A 16,708-nucleotide genomic window follows, 5' to 3' on the forward strand; every position below is an offset into this window, starting at 1 on the left:
TTTATTCCTCCACACACAATTTATATAATGATTCTAAATAGATACTTGTCGCATTGAATAATTGTTTTTTAGTTATATATTCATTTTTTTGATGCATTAAATCTTCAGAATCACTAAACATCGCACCAAATGCAACACCTTTATCTAAATTTCGTGCATAAGTACCGCCACCAATCGTATACGGTTCTGTATCATCACCAGTTTGGTTACGGTAGGCTTGTACTAAGCTTTGTACGAATGGGTCGTCTTTTTCTACATAATGTGGCGTTTGATTTTTACCTAACTCAATTGAAAATCCTAGTGATTGAATTTCTCCCTTGAATCTTGTTAACGATTCTTCAAATTCAAAACCTTCTGGATATCTTAAATTAATGCCGAATTTGCCACCATCTTGATTATCATAAGTGATAATTCCAACATTAGTAGTCACGTCGCCCATAACATCTGTGTGGAATTTCATTCCCATTTTTTCTCCAAAATGTGACTCAAACAAGTATCGTTCGCTAAACGCTACGAAATTTGCAGCAGTTTTATCTAAATTTAATGTTGCAAGGAAATTAAGTAAATATAATCCTGCATTGACGCCTATAGATGGATCCATCCCATGAACCGCTTTACCTTGTACTTTAAGCACCAAGACACCGCTATCTACAACACTTTCACCTTCAACGTCATGCTCGTTTAAGTATTGTTCAAAATTTTGGATAACATCTGTCATATTTTCTTTAACAACTACATTGGCAATCGCTTCATCAGGCACCATGTTATATCTTTGTCCTGATACAAATGAACGCAATTCATATTCAGGCTCATCTTGATCATCTGCTTTTTCATTTTGAATTACATCAAACGTGCTTATTCCTTTTTCACCATGAATAGCAGGAAATTCAGCATCTGGAGCGAACCCTAATTCAGGCATTTCTTCTGATTGGAAATAACGCTCAGTACATTTCCAATCAGACTCTTCATCTGTACCAATAATAATATGTATACGTTTCTTCCAGTTTACATTCATTTCATTTAAAATTTTAACTGCATAATAAGCAGCAATGGTCGGCCCTTTATCATCTAACGTACCACGAGCAATAATTTTATCATCAGTTACTACTGGATTAAACGGATCTGAATCCCATCCATCGCCTGCAGGTACAACATCCACATGGCATAAAATACCAAATACATCATCGCCTTTACCCGCTTCAATACGTCCCGCGATATGATCAACATCATGTGTGCCAAAGCCGTCACGTTCTGCGATTTTATACATGTAATCTAAAGCTTGTCTAGGTCCAGGTCCTACTGGATTTTCAGCAGAAGCTTTATCGTCTTCTCTTACACTTTCAATTGAAAGTAAACCTTTCAAATCTTCTAGTATGAAATCCTCATATTCTTTTACTTTGTCTCTCCACATATACAATCAACTTCCTTCTTATAACTTATATATTTAATATTTTACATGAAGTCGTAGAGAAACTACAGTGAGATGTAATCATAAAACAAAAAAATCAACTGTTATGCTTTATAATAAAACAGTTAAACCGCTTACTTTTACTATATATATAAACTGTATTAATATAAAAAACCTAGTTCCAATTGCGAACTAGGTTTGATATAAAATCATGACAACGTATTACTTACCGTCATGTTTATTGCTATTATTTTTTAACTCTTCTTCAGTTACAACTCGTAAATTGTTTGAAGGATTGGCTGCACCTTCATCTGTAAATCTTGCTTCTTCAACGTGCTCTTCTTCTTGTTCAGACACATTAGAGAAACGATCTTTTTGTTCATTAATGAAACCTTTAGGATCTTGTTTTACTTTTGAAGCATAACCTTTAGGATCCTGTTTTACTTCATTATATGTTTCGCCAGCTTTTGAACTGATTTGACTAGCGATATCTTTTGCATTTTGTTTGTATGATTCTGGATTAGATTTGTATTTACTGTACTCATCTTTTAATTTATCTCTATTTTCTTTTTTGGAAAGCACTACTGCTACAGCTGCTCCCCCTATGCCTACGATTGCTTTAAATAATTTTGACATAATATTTACACCTCTTCTTTATTTTAATCCTAATAGTTTAAAATCTTGCTGAGTTAAATGACGATATTCTCCTGATGCTAATGTTGAATCAAGTTGTAAGTCGCCAATACGAATACGTTTCAAAGCTAAGACTTCATTATCTATAGCATGAAACATTCGCTTCACTTGATGGTAACGTCCTTCATATATTGTGACAAACGATTTGTTTAATTCATCACCTTGGACTAATTTTGCAGGTTTCGCCAATCCCTCATTTAATTCAATACCCACTTTAAATGCATTTATATCATTTTTTGTAATGTTTTTTTGAGAAATCACTTCATAAGTTTTAGCGACATGTTTACCAGGACTCATTAATTCGTGATTAAATTGTCCATCATTGGTAATCAATAAAAGTCCTTCTGTATCTTTATCTAATCGGCCGACTGGAAACAAATCTAAGTATCTATAGCCCTCTATTAAATCGAGCACTGTCTTGTGCTGTTCATCTGTTGTTGCTGATATATAGTCCTTAGGTTTATTAAGCATGAGATAGACTTTGTTAACAAAGTCTATCTTTTGGTCATTGACTTTCACTATTTCTAGTTCTGGATTGATTTGCTTCTTAGGTGACGTTTCTACCTTATCATCAATTGTGACTTGCTTCTTTTTTAAGCGTTGTTTTACTTCTGTTCGAGTGCCAACACCCATATTTGATAAAAATTTATCTAATCTCATTTAATAATACCTAATTTGCGTCTGATTTTATTTGGAATTTCACCTAAGAATTGATCAGCAAGTCTTGTTTTCATTGTCATGCTACCATAAATCAGCATACCTACCACAACACTTATAACAAGAATAATTAGAGAACCTATTTTATGTTCTGGAGAAATAAACATTTGTAATATGAAGAATGTCAATTCAACCCCAATCATCATAATAAATCCATACATAAATATTTTTCCAAAGTGTAACCAAGTCTCAGAAAAGTTAAATTTCGCATACTTTTTAAGAATATAAAAATTACATAAAACTGCAAATAATAACGCGATTGCCGTACTTAAAATTGCGCCTGCCGTATGGAAAGTAACTATAAGCGGCGTGTTTAAAATAATTTTTATTACTACTGCTGCTAAAATGACAAATACTGTTAATTTTTGTTTATCTATACCTTGTAACATTGACGCTGTCACACTTAATAACGCGATTAATATTGCAACGGGTGCATAATAAAATAATAAATGGCTACCGTCAATATTATAACTATAGAAAACTGTATACAGAGGTAAGGCCAATGCCATAATACCTAAACTGGCTGGCACTGTTATGTACATTAATACACCTAAAGATGTGCGTATTTGTCTGTGCATTTCATGTAACTGGCCTGATGCATAAGTCTTTGTAATGAATGGAATCAAACTCACAGCAAAACCCGCTGATAAAGATGTCGGAATCATCACAATTTTGTTAGTTGTCATATTCAGAATTGAGAAAAAGTAATCATGCAAATTGCTTGGTACACCTGCTAAATTCAACGCAGTGTTATGTGTAAACTGATCGACTAAATTAAACAGCGGGAAGTTCAAACTTACAATAACGAAAGGAATACTATATGAAATAATCTCTTTATACATCTTGCCATATGAGACATCCATACCTGTATGATCCGTTGCAACCATGCGTTCTATGTTGCTCTTTCTTTTTCTCCAGTAATACCATAAGACGATGATTGCTGCGATTGCACCGATTGCCGCTGCAAACGTCGCAACACCATTCGCTACAAGTACACTACCATTAAACACATTAAGCACTAAATAGCTTCCTATTAAAATGAATAAAATACGTGCAATTTGTTCTATGACTTCTGATACCGCAGTTGGCCCCATAGATTTATAACCTTGGAATACACCACGCCACGTCGCTAATAATGGAATAAAAATGACCACGATACTAATAATTCTTATAATCCAAGTAATATCATCAACAGTCCAGCCACCATCTACATGACCTTTATTGGCTAATGTAATACCAGCTATGCTTGGAGCTAATAAATATAATACTAAAAATCCAATAAATCCTGTTATGGTCATAACAATAAAACTAGATTTATATAGTTTTTCACTAATTTTATATGCGCCTAACGCATTGTATTTCGAAACATATTTTGATGCTGCCAATGGCACACCTGCTGTTGCGATGGCAATGGCAATATTATATGGGGTATACGCGTAGTTGAAAGGCGCCAGATTTTCTTCTCCACCAATTATGGCGTAGAATGGAATAATGTAAATTACACCTAATACTTTAGTAATTAAAATACTTAGCGTAATTAAAAAGGTCCCTCTCACTAACTCTTTACTTTCACTCATTCTGATCTTCCTATCTCAAATTAAATTTTACACTCGTAATCTTAATAATAACGTGATAGCTACTTTTTTTCAAAACTATATTACTATAAAATAACACTATACGCTTATGGGAGGCAATAAAATGTATCAAACAATTATAATCGGTGGCGGTCCTAGCGGGCTAATGGCAGCTGCTGCGGCAAGTCTCAATAATCATAATATTTTATTAATTGAAAAGAAAAAAGGACTCGGTCGTAAATTGAAAATTTCTGGAGGCGGACGTTGCAACGTAACAAATCGCTTACCTTATGATGAAATCATCAAAAATATACCTGGTAATGGGAAATTTTTATATAGCCCTTTTTCTGTTTTTGATAATGAATCTATCATCCATTTTTTCGAATCTAGAGGCGTTCTTTTAAAGGAAGAAGACCACGGTCGTATGTTCCCCGTCTCTAATAAAGCACAAGATGTTGTTGACGCACTCATCAATACTTTGCAACAGAATAACGTAGAAATAAAAGAAGAATCCACTGTATCATCAATTGAATACACGGACCAACATACTTTCACCGTAACATTAAATGATCAGCAACAATTTTCAAGCAATAGTTTAATTATTGCCACCGGTGGCACAAGCGTCCCTCAAACTGGTTCAACAGGTGATGGTTATAAATTTGCCGAACACTTGGGACATTCCATTACTGAATTATTTCCAACTGAAGTACCCATCACTTCTTCTGAAACATTTATCAAAAACAAACGTCTCAAAGGTTTGAGTTTAAAAAATGTTGCGCTATCCGTTTTAAAAAAGAATGGTAAAACACGAATCACACATCAAATGGATATGTTATTCACTCACTTTGGAATTAGTGGACCCGCTGCACTAAGGTGTAGTCAATTTGTATATAAAGAACAAAAGAATCAAAAAAAACAAGATATTCAAATGCAACTGGATGCCTTTCCTGAACTTACCAAAAATGAACTCGAACAAAAGATTAGACGTTTGTTAGAAGAAACACCTGATAAATTTGTTAAAAATAGTTTGCATGGCTTAATTGAAGAGCGCTATTTGTTATTTTTAATTGAGCAAGCCCATATCTCAGATGATTTAACAGCGCACCATATTGCCAACGCACAAATTAATCAACTTGTAGAATTATTAAAAGGATTTACCTTTACGGTTAACGGCACACTTTCTATTGAAAAAGCCTTCGTTACAGGAGGTGGTGTTTCATTAAAAGAAATACAACCCAAAACAATGATGTCTAAGTTTGTACCTGGTTTGTTTTTATGTGGTGAAGTACTGGATATCCACGGTTATACAGGTGGATATAATATCACAAGCGCCCTTGTCACAGGTCATGTAGCTGGCACTAATGCAAGCCTTTTCTAAATTGATTATATATAGTAAAAGATAACATTGAAATCCAATAGTTTCATTAATATTTGATAAAGTAGCAGTGCATCATTCACTGTAAAGCCATTACTATATGGACAAATAAAGCATTATAAATAAACTGTTGATTACCTTAAGAAAGCCGAGACATATGCTTATGTCTCGGCTTTTAATTAACTACTTATTTTATAATTAAATACTTTTAATATCTAAACCTTCATCACCAAATTCATCCATACCACCTTCAACATTCACTGCATTCACGCCATTTTGTTCAAGGTATTGAACGACTTGCGCACTTCTGCCACCGGCTTTACAGATAATATAATACGTTTCATTATCATTAAAATAGTTTAGATTATCTGGAATACTATTCATTGGAATGGTTTCAGCACCTGGAATGATACCCATCGCTGTTTCTTGATCAGTTCTAACGTCCACAATGTTAACTGGGTTTGCATCCAAAATTTTCTCTTTTAGTTCAGTTACTGTGATAGATTCCATAATTAATTCCTCCTGTGTTTATTTAGCAACGATATTAACAAGTTTTTTAGGAACTGCAATAACTTTTTTAATATCTTTACCTTCTATTTCAGATTTAACATGTTCATTATCTAGTGCGATTTGCTCCATTTCTTCTTTCGCAATATCTTTAGATACATTAATTTTAGCACGCACTTTACCATTTACTTGTACGACAATCTCAATTTCGTCATCAACAAGTAACGCGTCATCGTAGGATGGCCATGGTTGATAAGTGATTGTTTCATCATGGCCTAAACGTGACCACAATTCTTCAGATATATGAGGTGCAATCGGCGCTAGCATTTTAATAAAGCCTTCGATATATGGTTTATAAATTTCTTCCGCTTTATAACAATCATTAATAAATACCATAAGTTGACTAATCGCTGTGTTAAAGTTAAGCGAATTGTAATCTTCTGTAACTTTTTTCACTGTTTGGTGATAACTCTTATCTAAAGCCTTACTATGATTGTTTACCACTTTATTAGAAATTGAACCATCTTCTGTAATTAATAAACGCCAAATCCTATCTAAGAAACGTCTCGAACCATCTAAACCATTTTCGCTCCAAGCGATAGCGGCATCAAGCGGTCCCATAAACATCTCATATAAACGTAACGTATCCGCACCATGAGATTTTACAATATCATCTGGATTAATTACATTACCTTTAGATTTACTCATTTTTTCGTTACCTTCACCCAAAATCATACCTTGGTTGAATAACCTTTGGAATGGTTCTTTTGTTGGTACCACACCTAAATCAAATAATACTTTGTGCCAAAATCGTGCATACAATAAATGTAATACAGCATGTTCTACGCCACCAATATACAAATCTACAGGCAACCAATGTTTTAATTTTTCAGGATCTGCTAACATTTGCTCATTGTCTGGATCAATATATCTTAGATAATACCAACAGCTACCTGCCCATTGTGGCATCGTATTTGTTTCACGACGGCCTTTCATACCTGTGGCTTCATCGACAACGTTTACAAATTCATCAATATTCGCTAACGGTGATTCACCTGTCCCTGACGGTTTTATTTCATCAGTTTCTGGTAAAAGTAATGGTAGTTCATCTTCAGGTACTGTCGTCATTGAGCCATCTTCCCAGTGAATAACTGGAATAGGTTCGCCCCAATATCTTTGTCTACTGAACAACCAATCTCTAAGTTTGTAGTTTACTTTACGCATACCGGCATTTTTATTTTCTAACAATTCAATCGCTTTTTCTATAGCTGCTTCATTGTATAATCCGTTTAGTTCACCAGAATTAGTATGCGGTCCGTCGCCAGTGTAGGCTTCCTTGCTCATATCTCCGCCTTCGATGACTTCTATAATTGGTAAGTCAAATGTTTTAGCGAATTCATAATCACGCTGATCACCACTAGGTACAGCCATGACCGCACCAGTACCGTAAGTGGATAGTACGTAATCTGCAATCCATATTGGTACTTGTTGCCCTGATAATGGATTAACAGCATATGCACCAGTGAATACACCAGACTTTTCTTTTGATAAGCCAGTACGTTCTAAATCAGATTTCTTAGCCGCTTCTTTTTGATAAGCTTCTACATCATCTTTATTATCTTCCGTAGTAATCAAATCTACAAGCTCGTGTTCTGGGCTAAGCACTAAAAATGACGCACCGTATATTGTATCAGGTCTAGTAGTAAATACTTCAATTTGCTCATTATAATCTTTCACATCAAATGCCACTGATGCACCTTCAGAACGGCCAATCCAGTTACGTTGCATATCTTTCAATGACTCTGGCCAGTCTAATTCATCTAAATCTTCTAACAATCTGTCTGCATATTCGGTAATTTTAAGAACCCATTGCTTCATTGGACGTCTATATACAGGATGGCCGCCACGTTCTGATACGCCATCAATAACTTCTTCATTCGATAATACCGTACCTAATGCTGGACACCAATTCACAGCCACTTCATCTACATAAGCTAAACCTTTATTATATAATTGTATGAAAATCCATTGTGTCCATTTGTAGTATTCAGGATCTGTCGTATTCACTTCTCTATCCCAGTCATAACTGAAACCAAGTTCTTTTATCTGACGCTTAAAGGTCTGAATATTTTCTTTAGTGAACTCTCGTGGATCATTACCTGTATCTAATGCATATTGTTCAGCTGGTAAGCCAAATGCATCCCAACCCATTGGGTGTAATACGTTATAACCTAACATACGTTTATAACGAGAGATGATATCTGTAGCAGTATACCCTTCTGGGTGACCAACATGCAGGCCTGCTCCTGATGGATAAGGGAACATATCTAAAGCATAAAATTTCTTTTGCCCTAAATTGTCGCTCGTTTTAAAAGTTTTATTTGCTTCCCAATAGTCCTGCCATTTCTTTTCAATTTCATTATGACTGTAATTCACTATTTTTCCTCCTATTCAATAAAAAAACACCCCAAACTATTATTTAATTACAAAGGGACGACTTTCGCCGCGGTACCACCCAAATTCACATTAAATGTGCACTCATTTTAACTAATAGTAAGAGATGTCATAAATTATCTTTAAGTCCTGGTAAGTTCACTTTAACTTAACACTAGGTTCCACCAACCCTAGTTCTCTGTAGATAAGTTTTAAAGTTACTACTCCTATACATTACTAATAATATTTGAAATAACTATTTATTTCAAGAGTAAAACCTGATTTAACAGGAAACATACTTATTTACTACATATGATAAGCATGTATAACTAAAAAATAAATTATTATATAAATTAGTGAGACAGAGACCAACGTTTTTCACAGTGATTTCATAGACCCACGCCCGCAAGGATAATTAAGGTTCATGCTTATACAAAAGGCACACTTCTGTACAAAGCGCTGACGATACATTGACTGCCAATTGAAAACGAGCCTAAGATATTTATTTATATCCCAGACTCATCAGATATCTTACGTATCTTTTGGTAATTTTTTATCGTATATTAACAGGAATACCAGTGCAATAAGTAATAATACAATCATACTTAAAAACATAGCTTGCATATTAAACGAATCTACAACAACACCGCCAATTAATGGTCCAAAAGCTTTTCCCACAGTTGCAGCAGAATTAACATAACCTTGGAATGAACCTTCTTTCCCTTTAGGCGCTAATTGATTCGCTATTGTTGGTACGGCTGGCCAAACAAACATTTCTCCTAAAGTAAGTATAATCATAGCTACCATGAAAATTGAAAATTGTTCAGCAAAACTTGTCACAAAGAAAGAGAGAATAAAGATGACAATCCCAACAAGCATTTGATATTTTAGGTTTCCTTTTAACAATCTAATGACAGGTAAGATTAAAGGTTGCGCAACTAAAATCATAATGCCGTTAACTGTCCATAACAGACTGTACTGACTCATTGAAATATTGATTTCTTGAGTAAACGAAGCTATCGTACTTTCCCATTGAATATAAGCAATCCAACAAATACTGAACATAACGCATAATAACGTTAGCGCTATAAACTGTGGTCTATATGCTTTAGATAAAAGACTCATTGCATCCGTTGATTTCACTTTAACATCTAAATTAATTTTGAATTGTGTCACGGCTACAATTGCAAATGCGACATACATTAATAAGTTCGCTATAAAAATATAATTAAAACTTAATTCTGCTACAAATCCACCTGATGCAGCACCAATGGCTACACCTAAATTTTGAGCCAAATAAATTGCATTAAAAGTTTGACGACCACCTCGTGGCCACACGGCGCCAGCCAATGCATAAATTGCTGGAACAATCATACCGCCACCAAATCCTAGTGCTACTAGCCATACAGCATACCATGGCCAACCATGGAAAAAATTAAGCAGTGTTGTACTCATTAAACAAATTACTGTTCCTATAATAATAGTACGATAACCACCTAATTTATCAAAAAGCATGCCCCCTAATAAGTTACCTATGACCATGCCAAATGAATTGATCATTAGTACTAATCCGGCGATAGTTAGACTTTTATCTAATTCTTCATTCATATAAATTGTATTTAATGGCCATAAGAAACTTGAGCCTGTGATATTTAATGCCATACCAATTACTAGCCACCACACTGATTTAGGCATATTCATAACATTAAGCTCCTTTCTACATCAAAATTTCTTATTTTACTTTAAACACTATATCATTAAAATATGTTAAAATCTTTAACTAGAATGAATTTAGAAAGGAAAATGTTATATGGGACAATTCTTCCCTTACGCATTCGAGAATAAAAGATATCATACATGGAATTATCATTTAAAAAATAAATTTGGACAAAAAATATTTAAAGTTGCAATTGATGGAGGATTTGATTGTCCAAATAGAGATGGTACCGTTGCACATGGTGGCTGTACATTTTGTTCAGCAGCTGGTAGCGGTGACTTTGCAGGTAATCGTGTAGATCCAATCGATGTACAATTTAAAGAAATAAAAGATAGAATGCATGAAAAATGGCACGATGGCCAATACATCGCCTACTTCCAAGCTTTTACAAATACACATGCACCCGTAGAGGTATTGCGTGAAAAATATGAAACTGCATTGAAAGAGCCTGGTGTAGTTGGTTTATCCATAGGTACACGTCCAGACTGTTTACCTGATGATGTAGTCGAGTATTTAGCAGAATTGAATGAACGTACTTACTTATGGGTTGAACTAGGTCTTCAAACAATACACCAAGAAACATCTGATTTAATCAATCGCGCACATGATATGAAAACTTATTATGAAGGTATTGCCAAACTACGCAAACATAATATAAACATTTGTACGCATATTATAAATGGTTTACCTGGTGAAGATTATAATATGATGATGGAAACTGCACGAGAAGTCGCTCAAATGGACGTACAAGGTATAAAAATACATTTACTTCACCTATTAAAAGGAACGCCAATGGTTAAGCAATATGATAAAGGCATGCTAGAATTTATGTCACAAGATGAATACACTAAATTAGTGTGTGATCAGTTAGAAATCATACCAAAAGAAATGATCGTTCATAGAATTACCGGTGATGGTCCAATCGATTTAATGGTAGGTCCTATGTGGAGTGTTAACAAATGGGAAGTTCTCAATGAAATTGATAATGAACTTGCTCGCCGAGATTCATACCAAGGAAAATATTTTGAAAGCACAGTTAAGTCATGAAACTTGAACGCATTCTCCCTTTTGCTAGAACATTAATTCAACAACACGTATCAGATGACAGTATCGTGATCGATGCTACATGCGGTAACGGTAATGATACACATTTTCTTGCCCAACAAGTTCCAAACGGTAATGTCTATGCTTTTGATATACAAGATGAAGCTATTAAGCAGACACAACTTAAGATTCATGATTTTAACAATGTCACTATCGTTCAAGATAGCCATGCAAATATCCAATCATATATTCCAAATTATCAACAAGGTAAAATTGACGCAGCGATTTTTAACTTAGGTTATTTACCAAAAGGAGATAAATCCATTGTTACACAAGCCGAAAGTACAATTGCTGCCATAAATGCAATATTTAATATTTTATCCATAGAAGGCATCATTATTCTTGTTATTTATCATGGCCATGATGAAGGCAAATTGGAGCGAGATGCTATTCTAGATTATTTGGAACAATTCGATCAAAATAAAGCACATATTCTAAAATATCAATTTATCAATCAACAAAATAATCCACCATTTATTTGTGCGATAGAAAAAAGATAAATTCTATCATTTAGTTTTCCTAAAGCACACGCTTTAAAAATAAAAAAAGCTGCCAATAAAAGTATTTAAACTTTGTTGGCAGCTTTTTTGTGTAAATTACACTGTAAAATTCATAATTCCTATAGATTTAAGATAGATTTAAGACTGTTTTGAATAGTAGATGAGTTAGAATCAATTTCTTCTTTAAAAAAGTTTAAAAGACTTTCCCTTTGATCTTTTAAATCTTCATTAAAATGGATAATAACTGTACGTTCGTCGTTTTGTGGTCTTTCTTTAATAATCCACGCTTTTTCAACTAAATCATTGTACGTACGTGTACGTTTGTATGATTTAATATGAACAAAGTCATCCATTTCTTTTAAAGTCATTGACCCTTCTTTCCAAAGTGTCAAAAGGATTAAAATTTCTTCTTTTGACATTTTATATTGCTTTTGAACTTTGTCAAAAATATCCTCGATATCTTTCAACACAGATTCTAATTGCAAAACGCCATCCACTTTTTCAGTAAATGTCTTCCCCATAGTGTAATCCCCCAATCATAGTATAAAGTTTAAACATGTAAAATTAATTTCAAAAAATCATCAATCACTGTAAAATAAATTCTACACTGAATAAATATTAGAATTTTTAATAAAATTAATCTTATATACAGTTTAAATTTAAACTATGAATTATGCAATTAAATGAGATATTTTATTTTGCATTTCTTTCAAAATACCAACAGAACGGGTAAATAAAGTTTTTTCTTCATCGTTTAACGGTATTTCAAAAACTTCTACCGCACCTTGTCTGTTAATTTTTGTAGGGACACCTATATAGACATCTTCTTGACCATATTCACCTTCTAAACGACTGGATACGGTAAGCACTAAATTTTGATTATTTAAAATCGCTTTAGTTATATGCACTAATCCCATAGCAATGCCATAATATGTTGCACCTTTAGCTTGAATAATGTCATAGGCTGCATCTCGTGTATTAACAAATATTTCTTCTATTCTATGTTGTTTTTCAGGATCATCTTTTAACAATTGGTATAATGGCTGTCCTGCAATATTTGCTTGTGACCAAACAGCTAGTTCAGAGTCTCCATGTTCCCCAATGATTTGTCCATGAACACTTCTATCAGAAACGCCAAATTCTTCAGCTAATTCATATTTGAATCGTGCCGTATCTAAAATCGTACCTGATCCAATTACTTTTTCTTTAGGTAATCCAGAAACTTGTTGTGTTACATAGGTAAGTACATCAACAGGGTTAGTGGCTACTAAGAAAATCCCATTAAATCCAGATGCCATAACTTCAGAAACAATCGATTTAAATATTTTTGTATTCTTTTCAATTAAATCTAATCTCGTTTCTCCTGGTTTTTGAGCTGCTCCAGCAGTAATCACCACTAAATCAGCATTGTGACATGCTTTATATGAACCAGCTTTAATTTTAACAGGTGAACCTCCATACGGTGCCGCATGGTTTAAGTCCATTACATCACCTTTCACTTTGTCTTCATCTAAATCTATAATAACGAGTTCATCTGCCACACCTTGAGCTACTAATGCAAATGCATAACTTGATCCAACTGCACCATCACCAATTAAAACAACTTTATTACTTTTTATATATTCCATCACAGAACGCTCCTCACATGAAAATTAATAATTTATATTGTGATTTATTTCACAATATAAATATATCAGTTCCTCCGAGCATTTGCAATAGTTATTTGTAATTTATTTCACAAAAATATTAATTATAAGTTACAATAAAAATCAAATATAAAAAACGGTGAAATCATATCCTTTTAAAATTAGGATACAAATCCACCGCTTTTGCCACTTACTGTATTATCATTGTATTCAGGTACTATGAAACTTCATTTTCATCATGTACTATAAATCCATTGTTACTTGCACTATTATTTAAAAACGCTAAAATATATCGCATGACTTCATCACGTTCAGGCTCGTTATGAATTTCATGATATAATCCTTCCCACGCTTTAAAATAAAGTTCTTCTGTCATTATTTTATCTTTTATTAAATCCATTGCGCTTATATCTGCAACTCTATCTTCTGTACCGTACATTAATAATAACGGCAATGATTTTACATCTTTTAAATGGTTGACTGTCTCTTTCATAATTTCAATAATCTGTTTATACCAGTAGTAAGTTACTTTATTTAACATCAATTGATCTTTATTCGTCTCTTCTATAACTTCTTCGTTTCTTGTTAAATCTTCAACTGTGATACCAACTTTAAATCGAGTATCTTTCGCAATTTTACCTATATTAGAAATAATTTTATCTTTTCTAGATTTATTACTTTTCTTAAATTCTAAAAGTGGTGAAAGCAACATCAGGCCTTCAATCGGCACTTCTGTTTTTTCTAATAAATTTAAGACAATCAAACCACCAAGACCTATACCTAGGACATAAGTTGGAATTTTATATTCATTTGCGATTCTAATCCATTCAAGTATATGCTCATGATATACATCAAAATTATCAATTTGACCTTTATTTGAACGTGATGTTTGCCCTTGTCCTGGCAAATCGCCCATAATAACATGATATCCATTTCGGCGAAGCATCGTAATCACATATGCATATCTTCCAGTATGTTCAAGCATGTTATGTGCAATTACTACGACACCTTTTGCTTCATTTTCGGTTTCCCATTTCCACATAATCCATACTTCCCCTTCTACATTTAAATTCATTACGCTTATTGTATCAAAATACGCTATGCTTTTTCCATTTTAAACATATTAAATAAACATAAAACTAAATTTATTTCCCACAATAAATTTCTTATTTCTGTTCAATACATATCTCATGAGTGTATATTGAAATTTAAAGTGTAATATATTTTATTGCAAACGATTTCATTACTATTAGATTCATGCTACACTATTATTGAAACATAGCTATAAGCGGAATGGGAGGAATTAATATGCCAATTGTGAAAGATTTCTTTATCGGATTATCAAATAATTCGTTTTTAAATAAGACTGCCAAGGAAGTAGGACCCATGTTTGGGGCGAATAAAGTCGTTGCGGGTAATACGATTAAATCCTTGATAGACACAATTGAACGTTTAAACAACAAGGGAATTACAGTGACTGTTGATTGTCTTGGAGAGTTTGTCGTAACTGAAGGTGAAGCTATCCAAGCTAAAGATCAAATTTTGGAAGTCATGTATGCCATTTATAATCATAGTTTAAATGGACATATGTCTGTGAAATTAAGCCAACTAGGTTCAGAGTTTGATATAGATCTTGCTTACCGTAATTTACGAGAAATATTATTGAAAGCAAATGAATTTGATAATATGCATATTAATATCGATACTGAAAAGTATGATAGCTTGTTTGATATCACTCAAGTATTAGATCGATTAAAAGGTGAATTTAAAAATGTTGGTACAGTCATTCAAGCATATTTATATAAAGCTGATGCGCTCATAGATAAATATCCTGAACTAAGATTACGCATGGTTAAAGGTGCATATAAAGAAAATGAAGTTATTGCTTTTCAAACAAAAGAAGAAATCGACGAAAACTACATACGTTTAATAAAAAAAAGATTGTTAAGTGCTAAAAACGTTACTTCTATCGCTACACACGATGATAAAATCATTACACAAATCAAACAATTTATTAAAGATAATAAAATTGATAAAGATCGTTATGAATTTCAAATGTTATACGGCTTTCGCTCCGATTTAGCAGAACAAATTGCCGGCGAAGGCAACAATTTCTGCATTTATGTGCCATATGGAGATGATTGGTTCAGTTACTTTATGAGAAGATTAGCTGAAAGACCACAAAATTTGAATTTAATGTTTAAAGAATTGTTAAAACCAGATATATTGAAAAAAGTAGGCACTATTGCTGGCATATTTGCTGGCGTTGTAGCTACAGGTTCAATACTATATAGAGTACTTAAAAAATAATCAATTCAATGTTCAATATATAAATAATTATTTTAAAACAATTCACTTTTTAAACACTACATCTAAGTAATCATACGAGCACAAATTTTAAGTTCAATGATGTTTAAAAAGATTTACATATCCGAATTCTAATTTAGATAGTCATTGAATTTATTATAAAAACAAAGAACGCCAAAGCTGTCATGTCTTTGGCGTTCTACTAATTTAATATAATTGAAAAACGATACGATATTAAAAATTGATAAGCATTAGACAAGTTTAACTTTATATTTCTCTTAATAAATTAGCCATTTCTATCGCACCTACTGCTGCTTCTGCACCTTTATTACCTGCTTTCGTACCTGCACGTTCTACTGCTTGTTCAATATTTTCTGTAGTTAAAATACCGAATATGACTGGCGTATCAGTAACATCATTCGCTTTTGAAACACCCTTGGCTACTTCGTTACAAACGTAATCGTAATGAGACGTTGATCCTCTAATAACACAACCTAGAGTGATAACTGCATCATAATCATTTTTCTTAGCTAATTTTTTAGCTACTAAAGGAATTTCAAATGCTCCTGGTACGTATGCTACATCGATATTAGCTTCCGGTACTTCATGTCTAATTAATGTATCTTTTGCACCATCTAATAATCGATTAGTAATAAAATCATTAAATCTACTTACAACAATCGCTACTTTTAAATCTGAACCTACTAATTTACCTTCAAAATTCATT

15 protein-coding genes and 1 other annotated feature are annotated in these 16,708 nt (G+C 33.2%); of the genes, 4 read left to right on the forward strand and 11 right to left on the reverse strand.

The features are described 5' to 3' along the window. Position 1 precedes the first annotated feature (1 nt). The 4 genes from pepV to KA893_RS01960 all read right to left on the reverse strand — a co-directional run bounded on the left by pepV (position 2) and on the right by KA893_RS01960 (position 4,395). Complete coding sequence (gene pepV / locus KA893_RS01945; RefSeq protein WP_002482992.1) at positions 2 to 1,411, reverse strand: dipeptidase PepV; 1,410 nt, start codon at positions 1,409 to 1,411, stop codon at positions 2 to 4. A 219-nt stretch (positions 1,412 to 1,630) separates the two neighbouring features. Next, positions 1,631 to 2,044, reverse strand: a complete 414-nt coding sequence (locus tag KA893_RS01950) for a YtxH domain-containing protein (RefSeq protein WP_041080031.1) — start codon at positions 2,042 to 2,044, stop codon at positions 1,631 to 1,633. Between the two features lie 18 nt (positions 2,045 to 2,062). Then, positions 2,063 to 2,761, reverse strand: a complete 699-nt coding sequence (locus KA893_RS01955) for a pseudouridine synthase (protein ID WP_037538246.1) — start codon at positions 2,759 to 2,761, stop codon at positions 2,063 to 2,065. After that, on the reverse strand, positions 2,758 to 4,395 hold the full coding sequence (locus KA893_RS01960; protein ID WP_002482989.1) for a putative polysaccharide biosynthesis protein: 1,638 nt from the start codon (positions 4,393 to 4,395) through the stop codon (positions 2,758 to 2,760). Before KA893_RS01960 ends, KA893_RS01955 begins: the two co-directional genes overlap by 4 nt. 121 nt (positions 4,396 to 4,516) lie before the next feature. Here KA893_RS01960 and KA893_RS01965 point away from each other — a divergent pair, with 121 nt between their 5' ends. Continuing rightward, positions 4,517 to 5,770 (forward strand): BaiN/RdsA family NAD(P)/FAD-dependent oxidoreductase, encoded by a 1,254-nt coding sequence (locus KA893_RS01965; protein WP_041080032.1) that lies wholly within the window; start codon positions 4,517 to 4,519, stop codon positions 5,768 to 5,770. Positions 5,771 to 5,965: 195 nt separating this feature from the next. Here KA893_RS01965 and KA893_RS01970 read toward each other — a convergent pair whose 3' ends face one another. The 3 genes from KA893_RS01970 to KA893_RS01980 form a co-directional block, all read right to left on the reverse strand. Next, the gene (locus KA893_RS01970) at positions 5,966 to 6,277 is read right to left on the reverse strand and encodes a rhodanese-like domain-containing protein (RefSeq protein ID WP_002482987.1); all 312 of its coding nucleotides are present in this window, start codon (positions 6,275 to 6,277) and stop codon (positions 5,966 to 5,968) included. Between the two features lie 18 nt (positions 6,278 to 6,295). Next, positions 6,296 to 8,713 (reverse strand): leucine--tRNA ligase, encoded by a 2,418-nt coding sequence (gene leuS, locus KA893_RS01975; RefSeq protein WP_210125572.1) that lies wholly within the window; start codon positions 8,711 to 8,713, stop codon positions 6,296 to 6,298. 47 nt (positions 8,714 to 8,760) lie between these two features. Continuing rightward, positions 8,761 to 8,951, reverse strand: a binding site (T-box leader). 287 nt (positions 8,952 to 9,238) lie between these two features. Next, entirely contained in the window at positions 9,239 to 10,408 is a 1,170-nt protein-coding gene (locus KA893_RS01980) for an MDR family MFS transporter (RefSeq protein ID WP_210125558.1), read from the reverse strand. Between the two features lie 109 nt (positions 10,409 to 10,517). Between KA893_RS01980 and mnmL the strand changes: the two genes are divergently transcribed. Continuing rightward, positions 10,518 to 11,471: a tRNA modification radical SAM protein MnmL/YtqA gene (gene mnmL / locus KA893_RS01985; protein WP_002482984.1), complete on the forward strand. Its 954-nt coding sequence runs from the start codon at positions 10,518 to 10,520 to the stop codon at positions 11,469 to 11,471. Next, positions 11,468 to 12,028: a tRNA 5-(aminomethyl)-2-thiouridylate-methyltransferase MnmM gene (gene mnmM / locus KA893_RS01990; protein ID WP_011302854.1), complete on the forward strand. Its 561-nt coding sequence runs from the start codon at positions 11,468 to 11,470 to the stop codon at positions 12,026 to 12,028. The genes mnmL and mnmM overlap by 4 nt, the downstream gene beginning before the upstream one ends. Positions 12,029 to 12,147: 119 nt before the next feature. Here mnmM and KA893_RS01995 read toward each other — a convergent pair whose 3' ends face one another. From KA893_RS01995 to KA893_RS02005, 3 genes are all read right to left on the reverse strand, one after another. Next, positions 12,148 to 12,549 carry a transcriptional regulator, SarA/Rot family gene (locus KA893_RS01995; RefSeq protein ID WP_002482982.1) on the reverse strand — a complete coding sequence of 134 codons (402 nt, stop codon included), beginning with the start codon at positions 12,547 to 12,549 and terminating at the stop codon, positions 12,148 to 12,150. 150 nt (positions 12,550 to 12,699) lie between these two features. Further along, positions 12,700 to 13,656: an L-lactate dehydrogenase gene (locus KA893_RS02000; protein ID WP_041080035.1), complete on the reverse strand. Its 957-nt coding sequence runs from the start codon at positions 13,654 to 13,656 to the stop codon at positions 12,700 to 12,702. Between the two features lie 235 nt (positions 13,657 to 13,891). Beyond that, a complete protein-coding gene (locus KA893_RS02005; RefSeq protein WP_037538238.1) occupies positions 13,892 to 14,716 on the reverse strand; it encodes an alpha/beta fold hydrolase in 825 nt (274 codons plus the stop codon). A 266-nt stretch (positions 14,717 to 14,982) separates the two neighbouring features. On the opposite strand from KA893_RS02005, the gene KA893_RS02010 reads away from it, so the two are divergent. Continuing rightward, a complete protein-coding gene (locus tag KA893_RS02010) occupies positions 14,983 to 15,984 on the forward strand; it encodes a proline dehydrogenase family protein (RefSeq protein ID WP_037538235.1) in 1,002 nt (333 codons plus the stop codon). Between the two features lie 264 nt (positions 15,985 to 16,248). On the opposite strand, the gene ribH is transcribed toward KA893_RS02010, so the two are convergent. Further along, positions 16,249 to 16,707 (reverse strand): 6,7-dimethyl-8-ribityllumazine synthase, encoded by a 459-nt coding sequence (gene ribH, locus KA893_RS02015; protein ID WP_041080037.1) that lies wholly within the window; start codon positions 16,705 to 16,707, stop codon positions 16,249 to 16,251. Position 16,708 lies beyond the last annotated feature (1 nt).

The organism is Staphylococcus sp. GDY8P126P, assembly GCF_017891965.1.
Taxonomy (GTDB): domain Bacteria; phylum Bacillota; class Bacilli; order Staphylococcales; family Staphylococcaceae; genus Staphylococcus; species Staphylococcus saprophyticus.

What these genes read in the sequence shown, in the direction of transcription:
- pepV (WP_002482992.1), bottom strand. Translation starts at nt 1,411, where the DNA reads ATGTGGAGAGACAAAGTAAAAGAATATGAGGATTTCATACTAGAAGAT.
- KA893_RS01950 (WP_041080031.1), bottom strand. Translation starts at nt 2,044, where the DNA reads ATGTCAAAATTATTTAAAGCAATCGTAGGCATAGGGGGAGCAGCTGTA.
- KA893_RS01955 (WP_037538246.1), bottom strand. Translation starts at nt 2,761, where the DNA reads ATGAGATTAGATAAATTTTTATCAAATATGGGTGTTGGCACTCGAACA.
- KA893_RS01960 (WP_002482989.1), bottom strand. Translation starts at nt 4,395, where the DNA reads ATGAGTGAAAGTAAAGAGTTAGTGAGAGGGACCTTTTTAATTACGCTA.
- KA893_RS01965 (WP_041080032.1), top strand. Translation starts at nt 4,517, where the DNA reads ATGTATCAAACAATTATAATCGGTGGCGGTCCTAGCGGGCTAATGGCA.
- KA893_RS01970 (WP_002482987.1), bottom strand. Translation starts at nt 6,277, where the DNA reads ATGGAATCTATCACAGTAACTGAACTAAAAGAGAAAATTTTGGATGCA.
- KA893_RS01980 (WP_210125558.1), bottom strand. Translation starts at nt 10,408, where the DNA reads ATGAATATGCCTAAATCAGTGTGGTGGCTAGTAATTGGTATGGCATTA.
- mnmL (WP_002482984.1), top strand. Translation starts at nt 10,518, where the DNA reads ATGGGACAATTCTTCCCTTACGCATTCGAGAATAAAAGATATCATACA.
- mnmM (WP_011302854.1), top strand. Translation starts at nt 11,468, where the DNA reads ATGAAACTTGAACGCATTCTCCCTTTTGCTAGAACATTAATTCAACAA.
- KA893_RS01995 (WP_002482982.1), bottom strand. Translation starts at nt 12,549, where the DNA reads ATGGGGAAGACATTTACTGAAAAAGTGGATGGCGTTTTGCAATTAGAA.
- KA893_RS02000 (WP_041080035.1), bottom strand. Translation starts at nt 13,656, where the DNA reads ATGGAATATATAAAAAGTAATAAAGTTGTTTTAATTGGTGATGGTGCA.
- KA893_RS02005 (WP_037538238.1), bottom strand. Translation starts at nt 14,716, where the DNA reads ATGTGGAAATGGGAAACCGAAAATGAAGCAAAAGGTGTCGTAGTAATT.
- KA893_RS02010 (WP_037538235.1), top strand. Translation starts at nt 14,983, where the DNA reads ATGCCAATTGTGAAAGATTTCTTTATCGGATTATCAAATAATTCGTTT.
- ribH (WP_041080037.1), bottom strand. Translation starts at nt 16,707, where the DNA reads ATGAATTTTGAAGGTAAATTAGTAGGTTCAGATTTAAAAGTAGCGATT.